This is a genomic window from Bacillus sp. SM2101 (assembly GCF_018588585.1).
GTDB classification, from domain to species: Bacteria; Bacillota; Bacilli; order Bacillales; family SM2101; genus Nanhaiella; species Nanhaiella sioensis.
Genome location: NZ_JAEUFG010000012.1, coordinates 107,712 through 130,498, shown reverse-complemented (window position 1 = coordinate 130,498; position 22,787 = coordinate 107,712). Strand labels below are relative to the sequence as shown.

General features: G+C 36.1%; 15 protein-coding genes. 5 read left to right on the top strand and 10 right to left on the bottom strand.

Features of this window, described 5'->3' with window-relative positions; translation table 11 throughout:
- Positions 1-51 precede the first annotated feature (51 nt).
- The 4 genes from JM172_RS13490 to JM172_RS13475 all read right to left on the bottom strand — a co-directional run bounded on the left by JM172_RS13490 (position 52) and on the right by JM172_RS13475 (position 4,305).
- The gene (locus JM172_RS13490) at positions 52-1,242 is read right to left on the bottom strand and encodes a glycine C-acetyltransferase (protein ID WP_214482883.1); all 1,191 of its coding nucleotides are present in this window, start codon (positions 1,240-1,242) and stop codon (positions 52-54) included.
- 816 nt (positions 1,243-2,058) lie between these two features.
- On the bottom strand, positions 2,059-2,784 hold the full coding sequence (locus JM172_RS13485) for an amino acid ABC transporter ATP-binding protein (RefSeq protein ID WP_214482882.1): 726 nt from the start codon (positions 2,782-2,784) through the stop codon (positions 2,059-2,061).
- A gap of 10 nt (positions 2,785-2,794) precedes the next feature.
- On the bottom strand, positions 2,795-3,451 hold the full coding sequence (locus JM172_RS13480; RefSeq protein ID WP_214482881.1) for an amino acid ABC transporter permease: 657 nt from the start codon (positions 3,449-3,451) through the stop codon (positions 2,795-2,797).
- A 35-nt stretch (positions 3,452-3,486) separates the two neighbouring features.
- On the bottom strand, positions 3,487-4,305 hold the full coding sequence (locus tag JM172_RS13475) for a transporter substrate-binding domain-containing protein (RefSeq protein WP_214482880.1): 819 nt from the start codon (positions 4,303-4,305) through the stop codon (positions 3,487-3,489).
- Positions 4,306-4,527: 222 nt separating this feature from the next.
- On the opposite strand from JM172_RS13475, the gene JM172_RS13470 reads away from it, so the two are divergent.
- Positions 4,528-5,106 (top strand): LOG family protein, encoded by a 579-nt coding sequence (locus tag JM172_RS13470; protein ID WP_214482879.1) that lies wholly within the window; start codon positions 4,528-4,530, stop codon positions 5,104-5,106.
- A gap of 110 nt (positions 5,107-5,216) precedes the next feature.
- On the opposite strand, the gene JM172_RS13465 is transcribed toward JM172_RS13470, so the two are convergent.
- Positions 5,217-8,234, bottom strand: a complete 3,018-nt coding sequence (locus tag JM172_RS13465; RefSeq protein ID WP_214482878.1) for a glycosyl hydrolase — start codon at positions 8,232-8,234, stop codon at positions 5,217-5,219.
- 657 nt (positions 8,235-8,891) lie between these two features.
- Here JM172_RS13465 and JM172_RS13460 point away from each other — a divergent pair.
- A complete protein-coding gene (locus JM172_RS13460; protein ID WP_214482877.1) occupies positions 8,892-10,172 on the top strand; it encodes an MFS transporter in 1,281 nt (426 codons plus the stop codon).
- Between the two features lie 349 nt (positions 10,173-10,521).
- Here JM172_RS13460 and cdaS read toward each other — a convergent pair whose 3' ends face one another.
- Positions 10,522-11,142: a sporulation-specific diadenylate cyclase CdaS gene (gene cdaS, locus JM172_RS13455; RefSeq protein WP_214482876.1), complete on the bottom strand. Its 621-nt coding sequence runs from the start codon at positions 11,140-11,142 to the stop codon at positions 10,522-10,524.
- A gap of 254 nt (positions 11,143-11,396) precedes the next feature.
- Here cdaS and JM172_RS13450 point away from each other — a divergent pair, with 254 nt between their 5' ends.
- Entirely contained in the window at positions 11,397-11,963 is a 567-nt protein-coding gene (locus JM172_RS13450; protein WP_214482875.1) for a hypothetical protein, read from the top strand.
- Between the two features lie 323 nt (positions 11,964-12,286).
- On the opposite strand, the gene JM172_RS13445 is transcribed toward JM172_RS13450, so the two are convergent.
- On the bottom strand, positions 12,287-13,699 hold the full coding sequence (locus tag JM172_RS13445) for an alpha/beta hydrolase (protein ID WP_214482874.1): 1,413 nt from the start codon (positions 13,697-13,699) through the stop codon (positions 12,287-12,289).
- Between the two features lie 176 nt (positions 13,700-13,875).
- Positions 13,876-14,775, bottom strand: a complete 900-nt coding sequence (locus tag JM172_RS13440; protein ID WP_214482873.1) for an SDR family oxidoreductase — start codon at positions 14,773-14,775, stop codon at positions 13,876-13,878.
- Between the two features lie 478 nt (positions 14,776-15,253).
- Between JM172_RS13440 and JM172_RS13435 the strand changes: the two genes are divergently transcribed.
- Both JM172_RS13435 and JM172_RS25185 read left to right on the top strand, forming a co-directional pair.
- Positions 15,254-16,534, top strand: a complete 1,281-nt coding sequence (locus JM172_RS13435; protein WP_214482871.1) for an L-lactate MFS transporter — start codon at positions 15,254-15,256, stop codon at positions 16,532-16,534.
- Between the two features lie 358 nt (positions 16,535-16,892).
- Positions 16,893-17,027: a hypothetical protein gene (locus JM172_RS25185; RefSeq protein WP_284730460.1), complete on the top strand. Its 135-nt coding sequence runs from the start codon at positions 16,893-16,895 to the stop codon at positions 17,025-17,027.
- 28 nt (positions 17,028-17,055) lie between these two features.
- Here JM172_RS25185 and JM172_RS13430 read toward each other — a convergent pair whose 3' ends face one another.
- Positions 17,056-18,255, bottom strand: coding sequence for a class I SAM-dependent rRNA methyltransferase (locus JM172_RS13430; protein WP_214482870.1), 1,200 nt, complete (start codon positions 18,253-18,255; stop codon positions 17,056-17,058).
- A 219-nt stretch (positions 18,256-18,474) separates the two neighbouring features.
- The gene (locus tag JM172_RS13425) at positions 18,475-22,440 is read right to left on the bottom strand and encodes a glycosyl hydrolase (RefSeq protein WP_214482869.1); all 3,966 of its coding nucleotides are present in this window, start codon (positions 22,438-22,440) and stop codon (positions 18,475-18,477) included.
- Positions 22,441-22,787 lie beyond the last annotated feature (347 nt).

Below are 22,787 nucleotides of genomic sequence, written 5' to 3'. Positions count from 1 at the left end.
TCATGCTATAGCTACACTCCCTTGTTCTTCTCCGCCTTTTGAACCGAACTATTAGAGAACAGCTAATTCTTTTCCTACTTTTTCAAATATACCAATCGCCTGATCTAACATTTCCTTCGAATGTGCTGCTGTAGGCATATTACGAATCCTTCCCGTTCCCTTTGGTACTGTTGGAAAAACAATTGACTTAGCATACACACCTTCTTCATTTAATCTCTTACTAAATTGTTGAGTTTTCACTTCATCGCCGATGATTACTGGGGTTATTGGTGTTTCACTATGACCAATATCAAACCCTAAGTTGCGAAGACCTTCCTTTAAATAATCTCCATTTCCCCATAATCTTTCCTGTAATTCCGTACTACTCATTAATATATCAATGGCTTTCGTACATGCTGCTACATCAGCTGGAGTTAATGCAGTTGAGAATAAAAATGGTCTGCTTCTTACTTTTAGCCAATCGATTAAATCTCTTTTTCCTGCAACGTAACCACCTACAACACCGATGGCCTTTGACAGCGTACCAATTTGAAAATCTACTTTATCAGATAAACCAAAATGCTTAACTGTTCCCGCACCTTTCCCTAGAACACCAGAGCCATGGGCATCATCTACATATGTAATCAGGTCAAACTCTTCAGCTATTTCAACGATTTCAGGTAATTTTGCAATATCTCCGTCCATCGAAAATACGCCATCTGTAATGACCATAATTTTGTTATAAAGTCCAGATTGTTTCGCTTCCTTTGCCTTTTGACGCAAATCATCCATGTCAGAATGATTGAAGCGAATAATTTTTGCTTTTGAGAGACGGCATCCGTCAATAATAGATGCATGATTTAGCTCATCAGACAAAATCGCATCATTCTTATCCATTACAGCTGAAATTGCTGCCATATTACAATTAAACCCTGACTGGTAAGCAATTGCAGCTTCTGTATGTTTAAATTTTGCTAACTCTTCTTCCAACTTAACGTGCAAATCCATCGTTCCATTTATCGTTCTGACTGCACCTGCACCCACGCCATACTCTTCAATCGTTTTTATAGCAACTTCCTTCAATCGTTCATCAGTCGCTAAGCCTAAATAATTATTAGAAGATAAGTTAATCAATTCTCTTCCAGCAATTTTGATGATCGGCCCATTCGGGCTTTCTATTGGATCTATGACATTATATAGTCCGTTGTTTTTTAAATCCTCTAAGTTATTTTGTAAAAAAGAAGCTAAAACATGACTTGACATGGTTAATCCCTCCAATATGTTGTCTCGTTTCCATTTTCATATTTGTGGTAAGCTGTCATCTAAAGATAAACAGTTGTCCTTGTGAAAAACACATAATCATATTTTAAAACGCTATAAAACAAGGTTATTTAATTGATATTCTATCATACATTAAATTATATGTTTATATATCATGGACAAATTCTAAAAATTTTTTTCTTTTTGATTGTTTTCACATTAGTTATTCTTGTTCTACTAGGCTCTTTTCGTAAACTTTGTTGCTATTCTTATTAACAATGGATAGTAAGACAGGACCTGACCCTAGAAAAAGTAGAAAAGATGCCACGACCGCTTGGTTATTTCTTAGAACGAAACCAATACGAAAACAGCCTTCTAATAAAAACTCTAGCTATACAGTTAGCTATTCATTACATTTTTTCTACAACATTCATCAATACGGATTGAATAAAACCTCTCTCTACTTCAATAGATAGTAAATTGCAACAAAGTTGCCACATGGTCTTTCTTATCGACATATACCTGACAATATATATATTGGTAAGAAATAGTCTTTTTCATACAAGAGATTAAATGACGGAGGTTCTTTCATATTTTTTTCTTGAGGCTACTTTCGTATTGAAATAAGCCCGAAAAACCAGCTCCAGACATCAATTCTTCGTTTATAATGCCACCTTGCGCTTTATGTGCGTGTCCATAGCCCAAAGTTAAAAAGCTACTGCAACAATTGTAAGCAATCTCATGAAAATGTTAAGTAGCTTCAAATATTTAGTCCTTCAAATTAAAATACTACAAGGAATAATCCTTGTAGTACGGTGTTTATCTATTTACAAGCTTTAAAAATTGCTTCGTGCGCTCATGTGTTGGATTTTCAAAGAAATCTTTTGGAGCAGCCGTCTCAATTATTGTGCCTTCGTGTAGCATAACAATTCTATCTGCTACGTCTCGTGCAAAATTCATTTCATGGGTAACAATAACCATTGTCATTCCTTCTTTGGCAAGGTTTTTTATTACTTGGAGCACCTCTCCCACCAGCTCAGGATCGAGTGCAGAAGTGGGTTCATCAAACAACATTGCCTTTGGTTTCATAGCAAGTGACCTTGCAATTGCTACACGTTGCTTTTGACCACCTGAAAGCATATGAGGATACGCATGTGCTTTGTCCTGTAGTCCAACTTTTTCTAACAATGCTAAACCCTCTTGTATAGCTTCGTTTTTATTAACTTTTTTTACAATTATAGGTGCTTCAATAATATTTTCAATAACTGTTTTATGCGGAAATAAATTAAAATGCTGAAAAACCATCCCTACCTGCTCTCTCACCTTCGATAAATTGTCTTTTTTGGGAGATATTTTCTTATTATCAATTAATATTTCTCCACTATCAATTGTCTCCAAGAAATTAAAGCACCTTAGCAATGTACTTTTTCCAGAACCACTAATTCCAACCAAAACTACTACCTCTTGAGGCTTAATGTGTAGATCAATACCTTGCAACACTTGAAGATCACCAAATGCTTTATATACATCCCTAGCCGTTAGCACTGTTTATTATTCACCTCACTTTTTCAACATCGACCCTTTTTTCCACCACATGTAATAAATACGTAAATATCATCACTAAAACTAAATAATATAGTCCAGCAACAAAGAATGCTTCAAACTGTTGGAATGAGTTTGCCGCCTCCATATTTGCTAAAGAATAAATCTCAGCAACCCCAATGACATATACTAACGAAGAATCCTTTAAACAAATAATAAATTGGTTTCCAAGTGGGGGGATCGATCGTTTAAATGCTTGTGGAAAGATAATTCGATACATACTTTGTGTTCTCGTCATACCTAGTGAACTACTTGCTTCGCGTTGTCCTTTATCAATACTTTGAATGGCTCCCCGAAATATTTCAGCTATATACGCTCCATTATGAATAGCTAGTGCGATTGACCCTGCCCAAAATCCTGATAAAACAATAAGGGAAGAGATACCAAAATACAAAAAAGAAATTTGTACTATTAAAGGAGTGCCACGAATTAGCGTAATATATATTGAAGCAATTGTTTGCAATAGCTTAGATTGAGAGATTTTAAAGAAAGCAAAAATAATACCTAACAATGAACCTAGTGTTAGACCTACGATCGTTAACCGTATAGTCATCCAGCTAGCTTCTATAAATCCGGAAAATGTTCTTAAGAACAAATCAACAATAACCATAGGCCGCACCCCCTATCCGCATAATAAACCTACTATTATTTATATATTTCAACACCTTCAAGATTGACATCTAATAGATTCGTACCAAAAAAATCATTTGAAATATCTACATACGTACCGTCCGTAACAATTTCTTCTAACACTTCATTTAAAGCTTCCAACAATTCTTCGTCATCTTTTCTAACCGCAATACCAATTCGTTCGACCCACAGACGGTCTCCAGCCTCTTTAATAGTTAAACCTGCTGCTTGAGCTTCAAAGCCAACGATTGAATCAGTAATAACCGCATCTAGCCGACCTTTTACTGTTAAATCATTGAGTGCTGTAACATCACTGTTATAATACTTAATATCGTCAGTATACTTCTTCGCAGCTTCATCATATGTGCTTTGTGCTACAACGCCAATTCGTTTCCCAGCTAAATCATCTGCTGATTTAATTTCTTTATTTTCATCCGAAACAAAAACTGTACCACCTGAATAATAATATGGGTCTGTAAAGTTAACTTGTTTTAATCGATCATCTGTTATAGCCATACTTCCTAAAATAATGTCAAATTTTTCTCCTTTTAAACCTTGCAATATTGTTTCCCATGGTGTGGTAACAGGATTTGGCTCAAGTCCAAGCTTTTCTGCTAGTGCATAACCAATCTCAACATCAAATCCTTTTAGTTCTCCGTTTTCTGAGTAGTTAAAAGGTTTATACAAGCCGCTACTAGCCCACGTTAGTTTTCCTTGTTCTACTAAGTCGAAATTTTGATCTGCTCCACTGCTATTGGTAGTTTCGTTCGTTCCACAAGCTGTAGAAAATATCACTACTAAAAGCAACATCAATACTACATCACGCTTTCTCATTGAACCTCTCCTCAATTCTTATTTTTGCTATCAACCACTTACCGCTACGCTTGTCCTCTTTGGCTGTATACCTTCATACGACAATGCTGGCTACAATAGGCATTTCATCTTATTTCCAATAGTATGTTTGGAATTTTATACTTATTCATACCAAACAAATATTATTTAGATGTAGTATAGTAGAATTACAATAGTTTCTATTTTGGAGTTGGAGTTGAAAAAATGAAATCGATTTGTGTATTTGCAGGTTCGAATGTTGGTGTAAGTGATGAATATTTACAAAAGGCACAAACTTTAGGTAAAATAATTGGCCAAAATGGCTACAGACTTATATATGGTGGCTCTAAAATTGGCTTAATGGGTGAGGTTGCAAATGCAGCATTATCTCATGGGGCAGAAGTTGTTGGAATTATGCCATCTGGTTTATTCAGAGGTGAGATGGTGCATCAACAATTAACAGAGTTCATTGAAGTTGATAGCATGCATGAACGAAAAGCAAAAATGGGAGAACTAGCTGACGGATATATCGCATTACCGGGTGGACTCGGTACTTTTGAAGAATTATTTGAAGTGTTATGCTGGGCTCAAATAGGTATACACGAAAAACCTATAGGTTTATATAATGTAAACAGCTATTTTGATCCATTAGTCGAAATGGTCAAGCATAGTGTTCAAGAAGGGTTTTCTAATGATTCTCATTTAGACTTAATGATTAAATCAGCGGATGCCGAAACGTTAATCGAAACAATGCAAAACTATACAAGACCAACAATGAAGAAAAAATGGAAGCAGCTTGATTAATTAAGTTAGCTTTTTATCCAATAGAATGAAGGGTATGTTAACTTTTTGCCATTAGAAAGGGGGGATCAGTCTAAATTAGACTGATCCCCCCTTCAAGTAAATATTATTTTTTAATGTGTGTACTCATACCAAGGAGAATCATACGCTAATTGGCTTTTTTCGTACGTATAAAAGAAATTGATTGAGTCTCCTGCTTGTAAACCATTAACAGTATACTCCCAGTTCTCTCCGTTTTTCACAGCTCTTACATTTTGTTGTACCTCATCATTAACCTTGTAATGGAAATCTACAAATGCAGATGATCCTGCGTTAGGCGTAAAAATAAACTTAGCATTCTGCCCATCATTAATCATTTCAATTGTATAATCATCTGCGGTAATTACATTACTATCGTCATCAACAGGATCATTAGTGAATGTCAACCAATTTAAATTACCCATTCCAGCATCTGTTTCACCTTTGAACACTACATATAGGTCATGTATACCTGTGACATTAGTAATAGCCCCAGTGTTTGTTACCCAGTTTTGCCATCCACCTGTAGGTGTAATGTCTACTGTACCGATTAACTCTCCTTCTATACTATCAAGTCTTAATTCAATCGTTCCTCCAGTTGATTCTGTAGCTACCCTAGCTTCTACACCAGTTGCACCAGTCCCAAAATCAACACGATTAAATACTAGATAGTCTCCATTATCAATCCAACCTACGTTTAAGCCGCCGCCTACATCAGTCGTCTGCTCAGTTTCAATTCCACTCATTGAAGTGTATTGCTCTGCTTCGATTTGGTCGAAAGCATTAATAACTGGATCGTCTCCTGGGTTATCCCCTGGATCTCCACCTGGATCTCCACCTGGATCTGTAGTTCCTGTCCCGTTACCAACATTGAATTGATGTGGTTCAACAGTCACTGTCGCGCCATCTGAGAATGTGACTGTTTTTACTGAATCTGTCATATTATAAACGACATACGTTTTTACATTACCTTTCGTAAAGACTGCATGGATTGGATAATCTGCTGTAATGGTAGGGTCAGCATTTCCTAATGCATTTAAATTGTGAATCCAGTGATACGTATTTGCTTTGGAATTTCCAGCCTCTGGTTCAAATATATCCGCTCTAGCATTAAACTGCCTTATTGCATCATCAGGGTTCTCAATGGCACGGTACATCCAAATAAGATCTTCCCAAACATTCCAATCTTCGCCGCCATTTTCAGCTACTAGTGCATCGTAATTTCGTTTCGTGTATTCTGGATATTGTGTTAAATATAATGAAGCCCCTGTAATAGGTAACCAGTTAATACCGTGAACTTCCTCTGGGTTATTCGTCCACCATACTGCATCACCGACAGTTTTTCCTCCCCAAACCATACTAGCTGTTTCTCTAGTAAATCCTGGGTCATGATTTTCTCCTGTAACATCAAACCAATATTCATTAATGGCATTCATTTCAGTCGTAAATAAGTAAATACCTAAATCACGTAATTCCTTATTGCCTGTAGCTTCTCCCCAAAGAATGAGACCAGCCCAAGCATTCATTGCTTCTGATGATGATTCATTGTTGTTACCATCAAAGAATTTAGCATGACCAGAAGCCCAAGTATGCCCCGCATACATGTCAAAATTCCTTAAAAATGGAAAGGTTTCATCATTGCGATCAGCGTTTGCAATATCTCTAATTAACAGCTCTATCATTTGTCCCCACTGGCTATTACTAGCCCAGTTTTTATCAACACGTGCTATTTCTGCAGCAGCTTTAATAAAATATCCGTAATGGAAATGGTGATCATTCATTTCTTCAACTGACCCAAAACTGTCAGGATATCCTAACAGCGTACCCCAATTATCATTGTAATAAAATAGGCGCTCGTTATTTAAATTGCCACTTTGATCACTTGCTGTTAACCAATCCTCTAAGCCAGCTTTCATTTCTTGGCGGAATTGATTAGCTGCATCTGTATCACCAACTTGCTCAGCAATTGGTGCAAGTGTTGCAAGTTCACCTAAACGTTTACCATACCAATACGTATCAGTTGACGAGTCAACTTCAGTTTGTGCCTCATCTATATAACTTGCTAATGTTGCCTTATCATATGTCCCTAAATCAGGTAATGATGGTAATACACCATTAAAAGCCATTGTTGTCTTGAATGAACTGCCTTCTGCAACCTTCATCGTCCCACGAACTGAATCAAATGTATAGTCTAACAATGGTTGATTTGTACTTTTCCACTGATGTGGGTATAAAGCGAATATCGTCCCTTCATTAGAACCCTCTTTTGCCTCTGTTACAAAGTTGTACGTTGTTTCTACCTCACTTGTTGACTCATTGTAAGACCAGTCAACCTTTGTATCTACAACATGAGAGTATGCATACTGTTCAAATTTCTTTAATGTCTCTAAAGAATTATCAGGTAAAACAGCTATAGAAAAGTAATTCTTACCGTTTAGATGGTTTGTTAACGTCTTAGTGTCTAAACCTGACCAAGTTGAACCAGTTGGACCAAATAGTGCATAATGACTACCTTTTTCAGTTGTAATACCTAACACATTACTATTTTCATCACCATACCAAACGGTCGGCGGAATAGAAGGGAGTGTAATTTTTGGGTCGCCCCCTTCATAGGTCGCATAAACAAACGGTGAACCATGACCATACGTAACGTTTAAAACGTTTGATCCACTTTTGGATTCATTTGTGACAAACCAATCACTAAATCCATCAACTTTCGTATCTCCAAATGAGCTTGTTCCAGTATGCCCAAGAACAAAATCATCTATATCATTCATCCAACCTTTCGTAAATCCACCTAAGCCTTCTATATTATTGCTAGGGTTATAGATTCGAAGCCCAGCTGATTCATTAATCATGGCTAACGGATGAGGATATTGAGCGTCAGAATATTGCACCCATGCTGTAGAGCTCCACCAATCATTTGTTGGCATCGCTCCAGTTATGTTTGAAGTCTTATAAATCATTTCTTGCACATCAGATACATTACTAGGCTTGACGGTCGAATAGCTTCCCGCACCTGCATTAACTTCTCCTGAAAACGCTTTCGTAGATGGGGAAAATAAAGAACCTGTAAGGAGTGTTACTGAAGCAATTGTAAGCAGCTTTTTCATACTTTTTCTCCTTTTCGAATAAATTTATCCCTGTTTCGTAATGGGGATATGTTTAGAATAAACGAGAAAAATTACTACTACAATAGGAATATACATGTATTTATTGTAACAGAATTGTAACACTGGACTAGCATACATACAGATATAAAGACCTACTTTTTTTGTATTATCTTACTGTTTTTCAAAACATTTGATTAGTTTAGTAATACTTGGTTTCACGAAACACTTTCGTTTTAACAGACTTCTAAGAAGATAAAAGTTTCACACCAACTCATTTCCTGATCATAAACCAAATTTACTAGATCTGTTACCTCATAAAATCTACTAATATGCTAGTAAATATTTCATTTTATAGCTCAGTCATCTCCAAGCCTTCATATTATACTTCCATATACAAGTTATAACATGGTATCCTAATTTCAGGAAAATATTATACCTAGTTTACCTTTTACATTGAGTTCAAACATGAATATAAATACATATACATTTAACATTGTTGGCATCTTTTCTACTATTAAAAAGAGCCTTTTATTTGTTTCTCTGTCCAAACTCACCATCTCGGTCTAGGGACTGAGCTACAACCAATCAACAGACTGTTACAATACGTCCTTTTATCAAATATACTGATCCTAAAGAAAAAACGATAAGGAGAAAAAAATGAAAAAGACTTTTGCCGTTTTTAAAAACCGTAATTATACGAAAGTGTTTTTTGCACACCTTACTTCGCAAATGGGTTCGGTAATTGGTTTGACAGCTTTTCTATTTTACTTATTAGATCGTTTCTCGAATCAACCTGCCTATGCCACAATTAATGAAATGATGTATTCTCTTCCGACATTAGTAGTGTTTTTTTTCGTTGGTGTATTAGCTGATCGCATGGATCGGAAAAAAATAGCCATATATAGTGATTGGATTCGAGCTATATTATCAGTTTTTTTTCTCGCTTCAATATGGCTTGGATGGATGCCACTTATTTTTTCAATACTATTTTTAAGAAGTGCTGTATCAAAATTCTTCATACCTGCAGAAACGGGTATTATCCAAGGAATTTTACAAGAGGATGATTATACAACGGCTGCTGGATTAAATCAAATGCTAGGTAGCTTATTTATGTTATTTGGAAATGGACTTGGAGCTATAGCTTATTGGACAGTAGGAATTGAAGGGGCAATTATCGTTGACTGTATATCATTCATCATAAGTGCAATACTTCTTCACACATGTAATATTCCAGAATCAGTACGCTTACCTAATGGAAAACATACGATTAAAGACTTGCAAATTAAAATGATTGTTAAAGATTTCAAATCAGGCTTACGCTATATTTTTGGGAATCGACTACTAGTTTCCTTAGTAATCGGCTTTCTCATCTTTGGGATCATTAATGGTGGCTTTTCCGTTATGCAAGTATTTATACTTAAATATAAATTAGCACCTGACACGTACGAAGAAATGGCAGTAATCTCAGGAATTGTATTTGGCGTTGGGGTTTTAATTGGCAGTGTCGTCGCCTCCATAGTAGCGCAAAAATTCAAGCTATATCAGATGATGATCTTTGGATTGTTATTTAGTGGTTTATTTATTGTCACAGCAGCATACGCAACAAACCTTGTATTGTTTTTCTCAATTATGTTCATTGTAGCTTTAACTATACCAATGATTAATGTAGCAATGGGTGGTTGGCTTCCAAAAATTGTAGATCCAAAAATGATGGGAAGGGTTCAGGGCTGGATTGACCCATTAATGATGTTTTCTCAAACGATTACTTTGGGTGTTATTGCGGTAACTTTCCCAGCAATTATTACCGTTGAAGGTTTATACTGGCTCGTCGGTATTTGTGTCTTAGTAGTAGGAATTTATTACGCGGTTACATTACCTAAGTTTGACAAGGAGCAAACAACGATTACTGCTAATGAAGGTGTAAAAGAGCACGGCTAAATGTAAAGGTACATTTTTAAAACCCCCAGTTTCTTCTTGAGCTGGGGTCTTTATATTTAGCTTTTTGCGCATTGATTGTTGCTATCCATTTTAAGATATAAACACTTATACATTTAGTGATCGGGCTTCTTTCCTACTTTTACAATGATTAAGCTCTAATAAATTTTTAATAAAAATAGCAACAAAGTTTACTAAAAGATCCTTATATTTTTTGCTAAATTTTTTTCAAATTCATCGTTATTCATAGCATCGTAGCCCTACTCTTCATTTTAAAAGATGATAGGTGTAAATATGATCTCACTTGTTGTTTAAATTAAATTACAATAATAACAACTAAAAGAACATCCTGCTACAGTGATTTCGCATTAGCGATAGGATAGAGATGTCCTCCAATAGTAAATGATATGTTCCCTGATTCTTCAGAAACAATTAATACTAACGCATCACACCTCTCCGTTAAACCAAGCGCTGCCCTATGGCGTGTCCCTAATTTGCTTTTGCCTATATAGTGATTTGAAAGTGGGAGAACATTGGCTGCTGAAACTATTTGATTTCCATGAATAATGACGGCACCGTCATGAAGTGGATTTCCCGGAAAGAAAATAGACTCTAATAACGAGGAGGTTAGTTGAGCCTCAATCGGTATATTAGATTGGATATACGAACTAAGAGGATCTTGTCGTTGTACAACAATTAAGCCGCCATGTCGACGATCCGACATATGTTGAATACTAAGTGAAATATCTTCATATTTATCAGTATAAGAGGATAAATAACAATTTAAATAAAATGATGCTGCGTTCATTTCAATCTGTACAAAGCTTTTTTTAATATCTTCTAACTCTCCTAACAAACATTTTTTATCATCATCAATTGATTGTAAACTTTCCTCTAAGTTAGTTATTACCTGCTTCATATCTGCCTTCAACTGTTGTTTCATAGGTGAAAAATCACATTCAACATTTTTCATAACTACTCAGCCCCAATCTCCATCACTCTATCAGAATTTCGTTTATTAGCATTAGTTTTATTCAATTTGATATATTTATCCTCATAAAATGGATTCATATAGCATCATTGACATTTATCTCAACTCTAATATGTTCTGTTACAATATGTAATTAAGAAAGGTGCACCCAAACACAGCATCCTTTGTAACAATTTGATTCGTTTAATCGTCAAATATATGTGAATAGAACTTAAAGTATGAGGGGAGGGTAGCTGATGAAATACGTTAGATTATGTCTCACATCGTTACTGGTTTTCATGTTATTAATACCCATGTTAACTACAAAAGCTAATGCCTGCTCTTGTGTCCCATCACCCCCAGTTGAAGAAGCCTACGAGCAGTATGGCGCCATATTTTCAGGAAAAGTCATCAATATTTCTAAAAGTAAATCATTTCTCCAATCTCATTTTTCCGATGTCGAGGTATTGTTCGAAGTAACTAGTAGCTGGAAGGGCATTGAACAATCACAAGTGAAGGTTTTTACAGCAATAGACTCAGCAAGCTGTGGTATTAACTTTTCATTACAACAAGACTATTTAGTGTATGCACACTTGGATGCAGATAACAAACTTGTATCATCCATTTGCAGTCCAACAAAATCAATGGGGTCTGCGCAAGACGATATTGCGACTTTAAATAGTATACAACAGCCTACAACAGCAGATAATCTTGAGCAGGTTAATCTTGACAACCCATTGAGTAACATTAACTATGTTGCACTCGGCATACTAATTATTATTTCAGTTTTCATACTAACTTTTATAAAGAAGAAGAAAAACTAACCACATTTTAAAGGAACGAATAAGAGTCTTCTCCACCACAAGGTTAGAAAAGACTCTTATCACATTATCCCAACTACACAAATACCTCGTTTTTGTCACCTTCACTCTATGTATACCTAGGTCAAAAATGAATATTTTTTTCGTAAACTTTGTTGTTATTTATACAAAATTACCACAGTAAAAAAAGAAGTCTTTTGTGATTATCATCATAATATAGAAGAAATGATGCTACGAAACTATAGTTTGATCCGTGTTTATTTTGTACGAAAAACAACCAATGCGAAAACAGTCTTTGGAATAATAGCTAAATTAATTAACAGAGGTTATTCGTTACGATATGAAGTTATGATTTGTACATCCTCATATTGCTTTGCCACATCTGCGATTTTGCTCGTTACTTGACCATAAATATTTTTTTCAAAAAAGGTAAGAATAAAGTCGTGTTGAATGCTGGCACCCTCTCTCCCGTCAAGCTTTCCTGTAATGTTAAAATATTTACTTAATGGTGAATACATATAAATCATAGAGAAATCTTGATGACCGGTATTGTTAATTTGATATAACTCAGGAGCCATACTACTGCCTAACAATAAATACAAATGCTCATTATTATAGCCTTGCTCCCACTCATGACTTCTTAAAAACAGAGATGGAATTTGTAGTCCGCTATCCAGCTCTTGTTCTTCTATAGGTTCAACCCATGCATCCAATCCAATTAACGCCTTTATTCGTTTATCATGGAGTGCAGTCGCTACAGCAGCCCCTCCCCCAGTAGAGTGACCGATCACACCGATATTGGCTAAATCTAATTTACCTTTCAAAGGAGAACTATTTTGGCCTGTATTCATCATTTCTAGCTGATCAAGTGTAGCTTGAATATCTCCTGCAAATGTTTTTACTAACGTATTAGCATAAGTTAAAAAGTTAGGAGTTTCTTCACGATCTGGTAATGCTTCATCATTAACATAAGCTACTTCACCATCATTAAAAGCAGTGACAGCTGACCCGTATGTATGATCAATCGCTACTACAACAAACCCATTACTCGCTAATAGTTCTGCAACATCTGTATGAATATTTCTGAATCCTGTCCAGCCATGGGACAGAATAATGACTGGGTATTGTTCCTTTTCATTACTAATAGGGGCATTAAGGTAGGCATTCGACTTCACTAAAGACGTGTGACTAAGAACAAAATCCGGAAATCCCATTAATTTCGAGACACCCTCCGCCACTATTTTACCGTCCTGTAGCCACGGGACTTGCTCATACGAACCTACATTTTGTGCAGGATACCAAACTTGTAGCTTTATTTTCCTATTGTCGGTTATATCTTCACTATAAATAGCCTCCCGACTATCATCTATTAAGTCAAATGATATCGTACCAATTTCATGTGGTCCTGATGGTGTAGGAATTTTGTATACAGGGAATGCATAGGAAAATAACACTGTTAATAGGAATCCGCTTATGACTATAGGCAAACTCATTCGTATCAGTTTTTTGTCATTTTCCAACCTTCGCTTCTTTAATAATCCTACTCGAAATAATATTGTCATTAAAAACTGAAACACAATAATTATGTAAATAGGATAAAGCTGCCATCTTATTCCTTCAAATAACACATGTGGAATAAACACAAGTATTGCTAGAAAAGGTATTAATTTTGCTATTTTCATATTCCCAAAGCTTTTAAATATGATAGCTACTATTGTTAAGAAAACAAATAGTAACATGAGAACCTCTAAGACTCTTATTTTTACTCCCCTCCATAAAAAAACTATAGTGTTTTTATTATATCTAATTTTCTATTAATCTGCCTGTTAGAACATACAAAAGGTCAAGCCCCTCTTTGTCATATGAAGGCTGACCTTCTCTTTCCAATAACGATCCTTGACCAACAATATAGCAGCTATGTGTTTAAAATCACTCCCCCATTTACATGTATTGTTTGACCTGTCACATATCGAGAATCATCAGAAGCTAAATATACAAAGGCAGGTGCAAGCTCAAAGGGCTGCCCAGCACGTTTCATCGGTGTTTCTAAACCAAATTGTGTTACTTGCTCTGCCGAAAAGCTCGAAGGAATTAGCGGGGTCCAAATAGGGCCAGGAGCGACATTATTTACTCTAATTCCGTGTTCAACTAATGATAAAGATAGCGAGCGTGTAAAAGTAGTGACAGCCCCTTTCGTAGCCGAATAATCAATTAAGAATTTTTGACCCTGAAAGGCTGTAATAGATGCCGTATTAATGATTGAGCTTCCATTTTTCAAATACGGAAGTGCTGCTTTTGTCATATAAAATATTGCAAAGACATTCGTTCGAAACGTATTTTCAAGCTGTTCAGATGATATATCAAGAATGCTTGATTGCACGTATTGAACAGCAGCATTATTGATGAGAATATCTAACTTTCCGAACGTTTCAATCGTTTTCTTGACTACTTGCTGTGACGTTTCTTCCTTACGTAAGTCCGCACTTATGACTAAACATTTTCCTCCTAAGCTCTCTACCCTTTCCCTCGTTTCAGCTGCATCCTGGTGTTCATTTAAGTAAACTATCGTTATGTTGGCACCTTCTTTGGCAAAAGCTATGGCAGTAGCTCTACCAATTCCACTATCTCCACCTGTGATGATAGCAACTTTATTGTGCAGCTTATTGCCACTTCGATAATGAGGATCTTCGGAAATTGGCCTCGGTATCATTTCATATTCAAGCCCAGGATGAACTTCTTGATGCTGTGGCGGAAATGCAATAGGAACCTGTTGTGTTACTTGCTTAAACCCGTAATATGGGTATTGCGGATACAAATGATCGCCTCCATTTAATTGAGAGTGCTAAAGCAAAATGGACAAAAAAGCAAAGAATTATGTTATATAGGCATTCGTTTATATCATATTATTTTTTTCATAAAAAGTTCCTACCAACATATCCCCCATACTACTTATAATAGGTTGAAATGTCATATCATGATAACCCTCTAACAGAAAAGTAATTAGCTATATGAGTAAACTTTGTTGCTTACTGATATACGTTTGTCATCTTTAAAAATCAAAAAATACCACCCATGCCAGCTGTATACTTGCATAGGTTGTCAGTCGATAAAGCAACAATTAGTGCAAAACTTAATGTAACAACTATCATGCTCAATGTTTCACAAAGTCGTCATAATAATTTTATACCAATCGTTTTTTTACACAGTATAATTAAATTACATTAAGTTTGTGATAGTTTTCACAAACTTAACTCATTCATTTACAATTAACATAACAAAAGGAGAGGTTTCGAATGAAACAAAAAAACCGTTGGTTAATTGCTTTATCAGCGATTGCCATCCATATTTCAATCGGTTCTGTATACGCATACAGTGTATATAAAAAACCAATTCATGATGAATTAGGGTGGAGCAGTACTGAAACTGCCCTAGCATTTACAATCGCTATCTTTTGTTTAGGAACATCTGCAGCATTTTTTGGCAAGCTAGTTGAAAAGAAAGGCCCTCGTTTTTCAGCTATCGTTGCAGCCATTTTATTTTCAACAGGTCTAATAGGGACTGGATTTGCTATTCAACTTGAATCATTATATGGCTACTATTTAACGTATGGATTAATTAGTGGAATGGGATTGGGAATAGGTTATATAGCACCGGTATCTACATTAGTTAAATGGTTCCCAGATCGCCGTGGTTTAGCTACCGGCATGGCAGTTATGGGGTTTGGTGCAGGTGCATTAATTTGTAGCCCAGTAGCCAACTATTTAATTGAGAACGTTGGATTATCACAAACATTTTTCATTCTAGGCATCACATATTTTATCCTCATGATTTCAGGAGCATTATATATAGCTCGACCTGAAGAAGGATGGGTACCAGCTGGGATGAAGGAAGCGTCAGAAAAAGGAAAAGTAAAAATCAAAGCTGACCTTGCTCAGCTTACTGCTAACGAGGCAGTAAAAACAAAACGATTTTGGATGTTATGGTTAATGATGTTTATTAACATATCTTCAGGAATCATGCTCATTTCAGTTGCTTCACCAATGGCTCAAGAAAAAGTAGGTATGACAGCTGTAGCCGCTGCAAGTATGGTTGGTATTATGGGCTTCTTTAACGGTGGTGGACGCATCGGCTGGGCTACTGCATCAGATTATTTAGGTAGAACAAATGTGTTTACCATATTTTTCTCAATTCAACTCGTAGCATTTTTAATCTTACCAACAGTTTCTAGCCAGGCGATATTTGTTACATTAATTTTCCTTATTTTAACCATTTACGGTGGAGGATTTGCCTCTTTACCAGCATTTATAGGAGACTTATTCGGTACAAAGCAATTAGGTGCAATTCATGGGTATTTATTAACATCTTGGTCTATGGCAGGCGTGTTTGGACCAATGCTCGTATCATATATTAAAGATACAACAAACAGTTATAATGCTACATTTTATATATTTGCAGCATTTTTAACAATCGCGTTAATTACTTCTTTCCTTATCCGTATGGATATTAATAAAATTAAAGCGCAACAAAAGCCAGCTTCTCAAAAAGGTAATTTAAAGCAACAAGTTGCACAGTAATTTAAACAGAAAGCTCTTGTCGTTACCTTAGTTGCTAGAGGTTTGTCTGTGAGACATCATTTTAAAAAGATGCCACGAATCCCTAAGTGTTTAAGAAGTTATATCAAAATGCGCAAACAACGAAACCGATTGAGCAGGTTTTTCTTCCTGCTCTTTTTTTGTTTTTCAAAATTTGGAATTTATTTGGTTGGAAAACAATCTTCAATGTTGAATAATTCCCTATTAAAGTAATGGGTGGGTGCAAGTCATTGATGTGTAAAACGATATTGTTAACTTCGGTGATTTTAAGAAATGGAAAATGTTATTCAAGACTTCAAAGCTAGTAATCATCCTGTAATAATTATGAGACATGTAAATGATGAAGAAGAAAGTCCGTAATTCCAAGCTTAGACATTTAGAATTTTATTGGAACTTTTTACATCGGTTGAATGCTATTGAAGTATTAGACAACGATGAATATGTAGAAGGATATAACAAAGAAAATATCTCATAAGCGAAGGGATGCCTCGGCATCCCTTTTGTTATTCACCAGTAATTTGAATAAACACTACCTTCAAGTAGTTACCTTCTTCAAACTCTTTCACCGTTCTAAAGTCTTCTGGGAGAGAAAATTGTTCAATTATTTTGTAGCGTCTCCCCATTTCTTTAAAAGCAATTTCAATAAACTTTTTAAATTTATTCATATTAAAGGCACTTGAATTCGTTGAAGCAACGATCATCCCGTTATGTTCGGTAATTAAAATAGCTTGTTTTATTAAATCTGTATAATCCTTCGCTGCGCTAAAAGTAAATTTCTTTGATCTGGCAAAACTAGGCGGGTCTAGTATGACTACATCAAATTTTTTCTCCTTTTTCACAGCATACTTAAAGTATTTAAAAACATCCTCTACGATGATGTCGTGTTCTTTATAGTTAATGCTATTCACTTCAAATTGTTCTATTGTTTTACTTAAGCTTCTATTAGCTAAATCAACACTCGTTGTTTTTGATGCACCACCCGAAGCCGCAAAGACCGAAAATGCGCCAGTGTAGGAGAACAAATTTAACACTGATTTTCCTTCTACATATTTATCTCTAACAGTTTTCCTTACCTCTCTTTGGTCTAAAAAAACACCAACCATCGCTCCATCATCTAAGTACACGGCAAAATGAACACCGTTTTCCATTACTAAAATTGGAAACTGCCCTCTTTCACCAGTTACAAAGCCATCCTCTTCAATATATTTACCGTCTGTTGCAAACCTTTTTTTCTGGTATATCGCTTTATAGTCAACAAGCTCACTTAACGCGTTAATGACATATTCGCGAAATGTATATATGCCTTCACTATACCAATTAATGACATAGTAGCCATCGAAATAGTCAATTGTTATACCACCTAAGCCGTCACCTTCCCCATTAACAACCCTAAATGCAGTTGTATCTTCCTTACCGAAAAAATGACTTCTTCCATGAAGCGCTACTTTAATTTTTTCCTTAAAAAACTGTTGATTAAGCTGTTCACCATTATTTCGGGTTAAAATCCAGCCAAATCCTTTGTTTTGTTTGCCATAATAGCCTCTTCCGATAAATGAGTTTCGATCATCGACAACCTTAACAATTGTGCCCTCTTCTTTTAAATCATTAATATTGACAAATGCTTCTTTCGTAATAAGCGGATAACCATTTTTAAATTTGTTTATAAATTTTGGTTTTACCTTTAAACGTATCTCAGCAGCCATCGTGTCATCCTATCTTCAAATTTTTATTATCATTATGTTAGTAACAGTTTTGCCATCTTATCCTACCACAAAACAAAAAGCATGTCGTAGAAATGTATAATCTACAACATGCTTTAATATTGAATGATTACAACTCTTACCTAATATTTCACATCATAATAACGACTAGACTTCATGTCATGTGTTTCTAACGAGTTCAGATGCCAAGTAAAACAACAATCAATGTGTATATTCATACCAAACTGAATCATATGCTGGTGTTCCAATTGTATATGTGTAGAAAAATTCAATGGTATCACCCGTTGTTAAGCCATTAATTGTATACTCCCACGTCCCAGCATTATTTGTCGTACCGACATTTTGCTGTGCACCACCATTAATCGTATAATGTAAGTCTACAAAATTAGAAGCTTCTCCTGTTGGTGTAAAATGAAATGTCGCACTACCACCATTGTTTTCAATGTCGATTGTAAAATCTTCATGACTAATTGTTCCGTTATCTGGATTTCCGTCTATTGGTGGCGCCTCTGTTGTAACATCTATTGTACTTCCAGCTGATTCATTACCAGCAGCATCTCTTGCAATCACTTCAAAAGAATAAGCCGTATCTCCTGATAGTCCGATAATTTGATAGGTAGTTAATGCTGTATTATCAACGTACACTCCGTCTTGGTATATATCATAACCCACTACTCCGACATTATCAGAAGCAGCCTCCCAATTAATTGTAATAGTCGTTTCACTTTGTGCAGTGCTTATAAGACCCTGAGGAGCGGTTGGTGCTTCTACATCATTTGGTGGACTTCCTGAACCCGATCCTGCTATATAACTGTACGTTTCAGACACATATGCAGGTTGACCTAATGTGTAAGTATAGGAATGATCTACTGCATCACCTTCGCTCAACCCTTGAATTGTATATTCCCACGTCACACCATTTTCGATCATCCGTACGTTTTGCTGTGCACCATTATTAATTTTATAATGTAAATCAACGAAATTAGAAACATTACCAGTTGGTGTGAACTTAAAAGTGATATCTGTTCCTTGGTCAATTATATTAATCGTATAATTATCTGTAACAATCTCATTATTCCCACCACTACCTGGTGTTGCATCAGTTGTTACTATTAATTGATTACTAGCTACAGATTCATTCCCTACTGCGTCTTTTGCAATGATCTCAAATGTATAGGTTGTATTTGCTGTTAAGCCAGTCACTTGGTACGCTGTCGCTGTTGTCGATCCAACATATACACCATCTTGATATATATCGTAGCCTTCTACCGCTATATTATCTGTTGCTGCTATCCATGTTAAATCTACTGTCGTCTCACTCTTACTTGAATAGTCCACATTTGTTGGCGCAGTTGGTGCTTCATTATCATCAGGAGCAGGATCTGTTGTTACGATTAAACTATTGCTTGGATTTGATAAATTACCTGCTGCATCTCTAGCAATGACTTCAAATGTATACGTCGTTTCACCTGTTAATCCAGTAATTTGATACGTTACACTTGGTGTGCTTGCTATTTGCTCACCATCTTGATAAATGTCATAAGCCACTACGCCAGTATCGTCCGTAGCCTCTGTCCATGTTAAATCTACTGTCCTTGCTGTTTTTCCAGACAACTGGAGATTTTCTGGTGAGCTAGGAGCTTCTATATCAGGATCTGTATTACCTCCACCAGGAGGTGTTGCAGAACAGTTACCACCAGGGCTAACTGCAGTTTCTTGAGCCATTGCGTTAGCTGGGACTACTAATTCAAAGCAATCAGAGAATGTTACTGTTTGCTCAAAATCTGATGCATTGTAAGCAACGTATGTGTTATTCCCATCTTTGGAGAATACAGAATATAATGGGCTATTCGCTGTAATATCAAAGTTTGGTAAGCCATACACATCTAAAGATCTTATCCAATGATACGTATGCGCCCTCGTTTCACCAAACTCTACTCCAACCGCTGGGTCTACTTCTGAATCCTCATCCTTCCATTTTGCTAACGCTTCCGCTGGATCATACAATGCATAGTATGACACTAAAATGTCCTGCCACGTATCTGGATTATCTAGACCCTGCCAACCATATTGAGCTTTTTTCTGTAAATAGTTTGGAAACTCCGCATACGTATTATCGTAGTTACGCTTCACATAATTTGGATCCCTACCTAGGTAAAGTGATGCAGGTGTAATCGGTAACATCTGAATCCCATGTGCTTCTATTGGATTCTCTGTCCACCAAGTAGTATGGTTATATTTGCCTCCCCATACCATTACTGCATCATCATTTGAAAACTCTGGTTCAAATACATCTCCATAAATGTCAAACCAATAATTATTAATAGCTTGCTGCTCGGTTGTGAACATATAAATTCCAGCATCTCTTATTTCTGAATTCCCTGTAGCTTCGCCCCAAAGTATGAGTGAAGCCCATGCATTCATCGCTTCAGATGAAGACTCATGGTTGTTCCCGCCATATCTCCAATCATCTGCATCTATGAAGCCCATGCCATTTGCCCAAGAGTGACCAGCATATGGATCGAAGTTTCTTAGAAATGGGTAGTCATCTGAATTACGATCTACTGTAGCGATGTCATCAACTAACTCATTAACCATACCTCCCCATTGTGAGTTACTATCCCAAGCGTTTGCTGTGTTTGGTTCCTGTAGAGCAACTTGTGCTGCTGCATAAATCCAATAACCCCAATGGAAATGGTGGTCATTTAATTCCGTATCTGAAAAATAATTTGCACTATAACCAATTAACGTTTTCCAATGGTCATCATAATAAAAATAATTGTCTTCAATTGGTTGCCCAGCTTCATTATATTTTGTCGGTGTAAACCACCATTCTAGTGTTGATTTAATTGAGTCAATAAATTCTCCCTTTTTATGTTCGTCGTTTAGTTGATCGGCAATTGGCATGATATTAGAATTACGTCCTAAATTTTTCCCCATCCAATACGTATCATAGCCGCCATTACCACCATCTGCTCCAGCTTGAACAAAATTTGGATTTAAAGACATTCCATAATCAAAATATTGCCTTACATAATCTTCTAATTTTGCAATATCAGCAGGATCTGTAAGCTTTGGCATTGTCGGTAATATTCCGTTGTAAACGTATTGTGTACTAAAAGACGTTCCAGAAATCGCTTTCATATTTCCCCGAATTGAATCGTATTCGTATAAATGCGCTGAGTTTGGAATAAGAGGGTTGTTTCTCCATTGATGTGGATATAACGCTGTAATTGTCTCTCTATTGGCACCTTCCATTGGTGTAGTTGTAATTGTATAATCCGTCGTTAACGTACTACTTGCTTCATGATAATTCCAATCTACTCTTGTATCTGTAATAAACGCAAAAGCGCGTTCTTTATAGAAGTTAAATGTGTTTTCACTACCGTCCGGTAAGCCAGCAACTGTAAAGTAATTTTTCCCATCTGGTAAATCTGCAACTACTTCAGTTCCATTCATAGTCCATGTAGAACCTGCTGGAGCATATAGCCCATAGTAGTTTGTTTGACCATTATTATCTACGGATAACTGTAGATATGCATTATCATGCTTTACAATCGTTGTTGGGTTTTTAAAAACAACTTTAGGCTCGCCACCCTCAAATGTGAAGTATGCATATGGACTTCCATGAGCAATCGTAGCTTTCATATTTTTACTACCGTCTGGACTTGCCATTAAAATGTCAGCCGCCCAATCAGAAAGTTTATCTGCTCGTGCATCTACCGGAGAAAATGTTGTCGCTTGAACCTCAAGATCTATTTGTCCAGGTCTATGCTCCCTTTCTAGTTCATTTTCTCCATCCAATAATGTATTAACAGTTTTAGGAGGGTTACTTATTTCGAAACCAGTTGGAGTTGCTTGGTATGACAAAGGGTGTGCATATAATGCCCCTGAATATTGATACCATAATACTGAGCTAATCCAGTCATTTGTAGGTAATGGCTTCCCATCTAAATTACTTGTTGAATAGTCAAAATCCTGTGGCGTTCTTCTTGGGTGAAGTTCCCACCCATACAATTGCGTCCCTTTGGCAACTGTAGAATATCCACCTGCACCCACGGGTACATCATTTTCTGAAATTTCGGCTGTAGCTGGTAAAGATGGGAGCATCATAGACGCACTAATTGTAACCGCTGTCAAAACAGATAATATTTTTTTAAATTTCACTCAACACACCCCGTTTAATAGAATATAGCAAAATAATCATAAGAGTTTAAGTTTACTAAATGTTTCGTAAATTTAAATTACAAGACTTTAAAGTGAACACAAAGTTACTAGTTTCCCCCCCTCTATAAAAAACTACACCGTTTTAAATACGCACGACCGTTACATGAATATCATTGCAAAATACATCATATTTGTATATGCAACTTTCGTCATAAATTGTCGAATAATGCTAAAGAACGAATTTTTTCGTGAAACTATTCACTATTTATAACGATGCTCCATGAAATCGTATGTTTAAAACGTGTAATTAATTTAAAACATATGGGATTTGCCTTAAAATATGCCTA

Bases quoted from the DNA above. Each gene is read 5' to 3' on its own strand.
- JM172_RS13475 (WP_214482880.1), bottom strand. From the start codon at position 4,305: ATGAGAAAGCGTGATGTAGTATTGATGTTGCTTTTAGTAGTGATATTT.
- JM172_RS13470 (WP_214482879.1), top strand. From the start codon at position 4,528: ATGAAATCGATTTGTGTATTTGCAGGTTCGAATGTTGGTGTAAGTGAT.
- JM172_RS13445 (WP_214482874.1), bottom strand. From the start codon at position 13,699: ATGTTACTATTTGTTTTCTTAACAATAGTAGCTATCATATTTAAAAGC.
- JM172_RS13430 (WP_214482870.1), bottom strand. From the start codon at position 18,255: ATGGCTGCTGAGATACGTTTAAAGGTAAAACCAAAATTTATAAACAAA.
- JM172_RS13490 (WP_214482883.1), bottom strand. From the start codon at position 1,242: ATGTCAAGTCATGTTTTAGCTTCTTTTTTACAAAATAACTTAGAGGAT.
- JM172_RS25185 (WP_284730460.1), top strand. From the start codon at position 16,893: ATGAAGAAGAAAGTCCGTAATTCCAAGCTTAGACATTTAGAATTTTAT.
- JM172_RS13465 (WP_214482878.1), bottom strand. From the start codon at position 8,234: ATGAAAAAGCTGCTTACAATTGCTTCAGTAACACTCCTTACAGGTTCT.
- JM172_RS13435 (WP_214482871.1), top strand. From the start codon at position 15,254: ATGAAACAAAAAAACCGTTGGTTAATTGCTTTATCAGCGATTGCCATC.
- JM172_RS13460 (WP_214482877.1), top strand. From the start codon at position 8,892: ATGAAAAAGACTTTTGCCGTTTTTAAAAACCGTAATTATACGAAAGTG.
- cdaS (WP_214482876.1), bottom strand. From the start codon at position 11,142: ATGAAAAATGTTGAATGTGATTTTTCACCTATGAAACAACAGTTGAAG.
- JM172_RS13480 (WP_214482881.1), bottom strand. From the start codon at position 3,451: ATGGTTATTGTTGATTTGTTCTTAAGAACATTTTCCGGATTTATAGAA.
- JM172_RS13450 (WP_214482875.1), top strand. From the start codon at position 11,397: ATGAAATACGTTAGATTATGTCTCACATCGTTACTGGTTTTCATGTTA.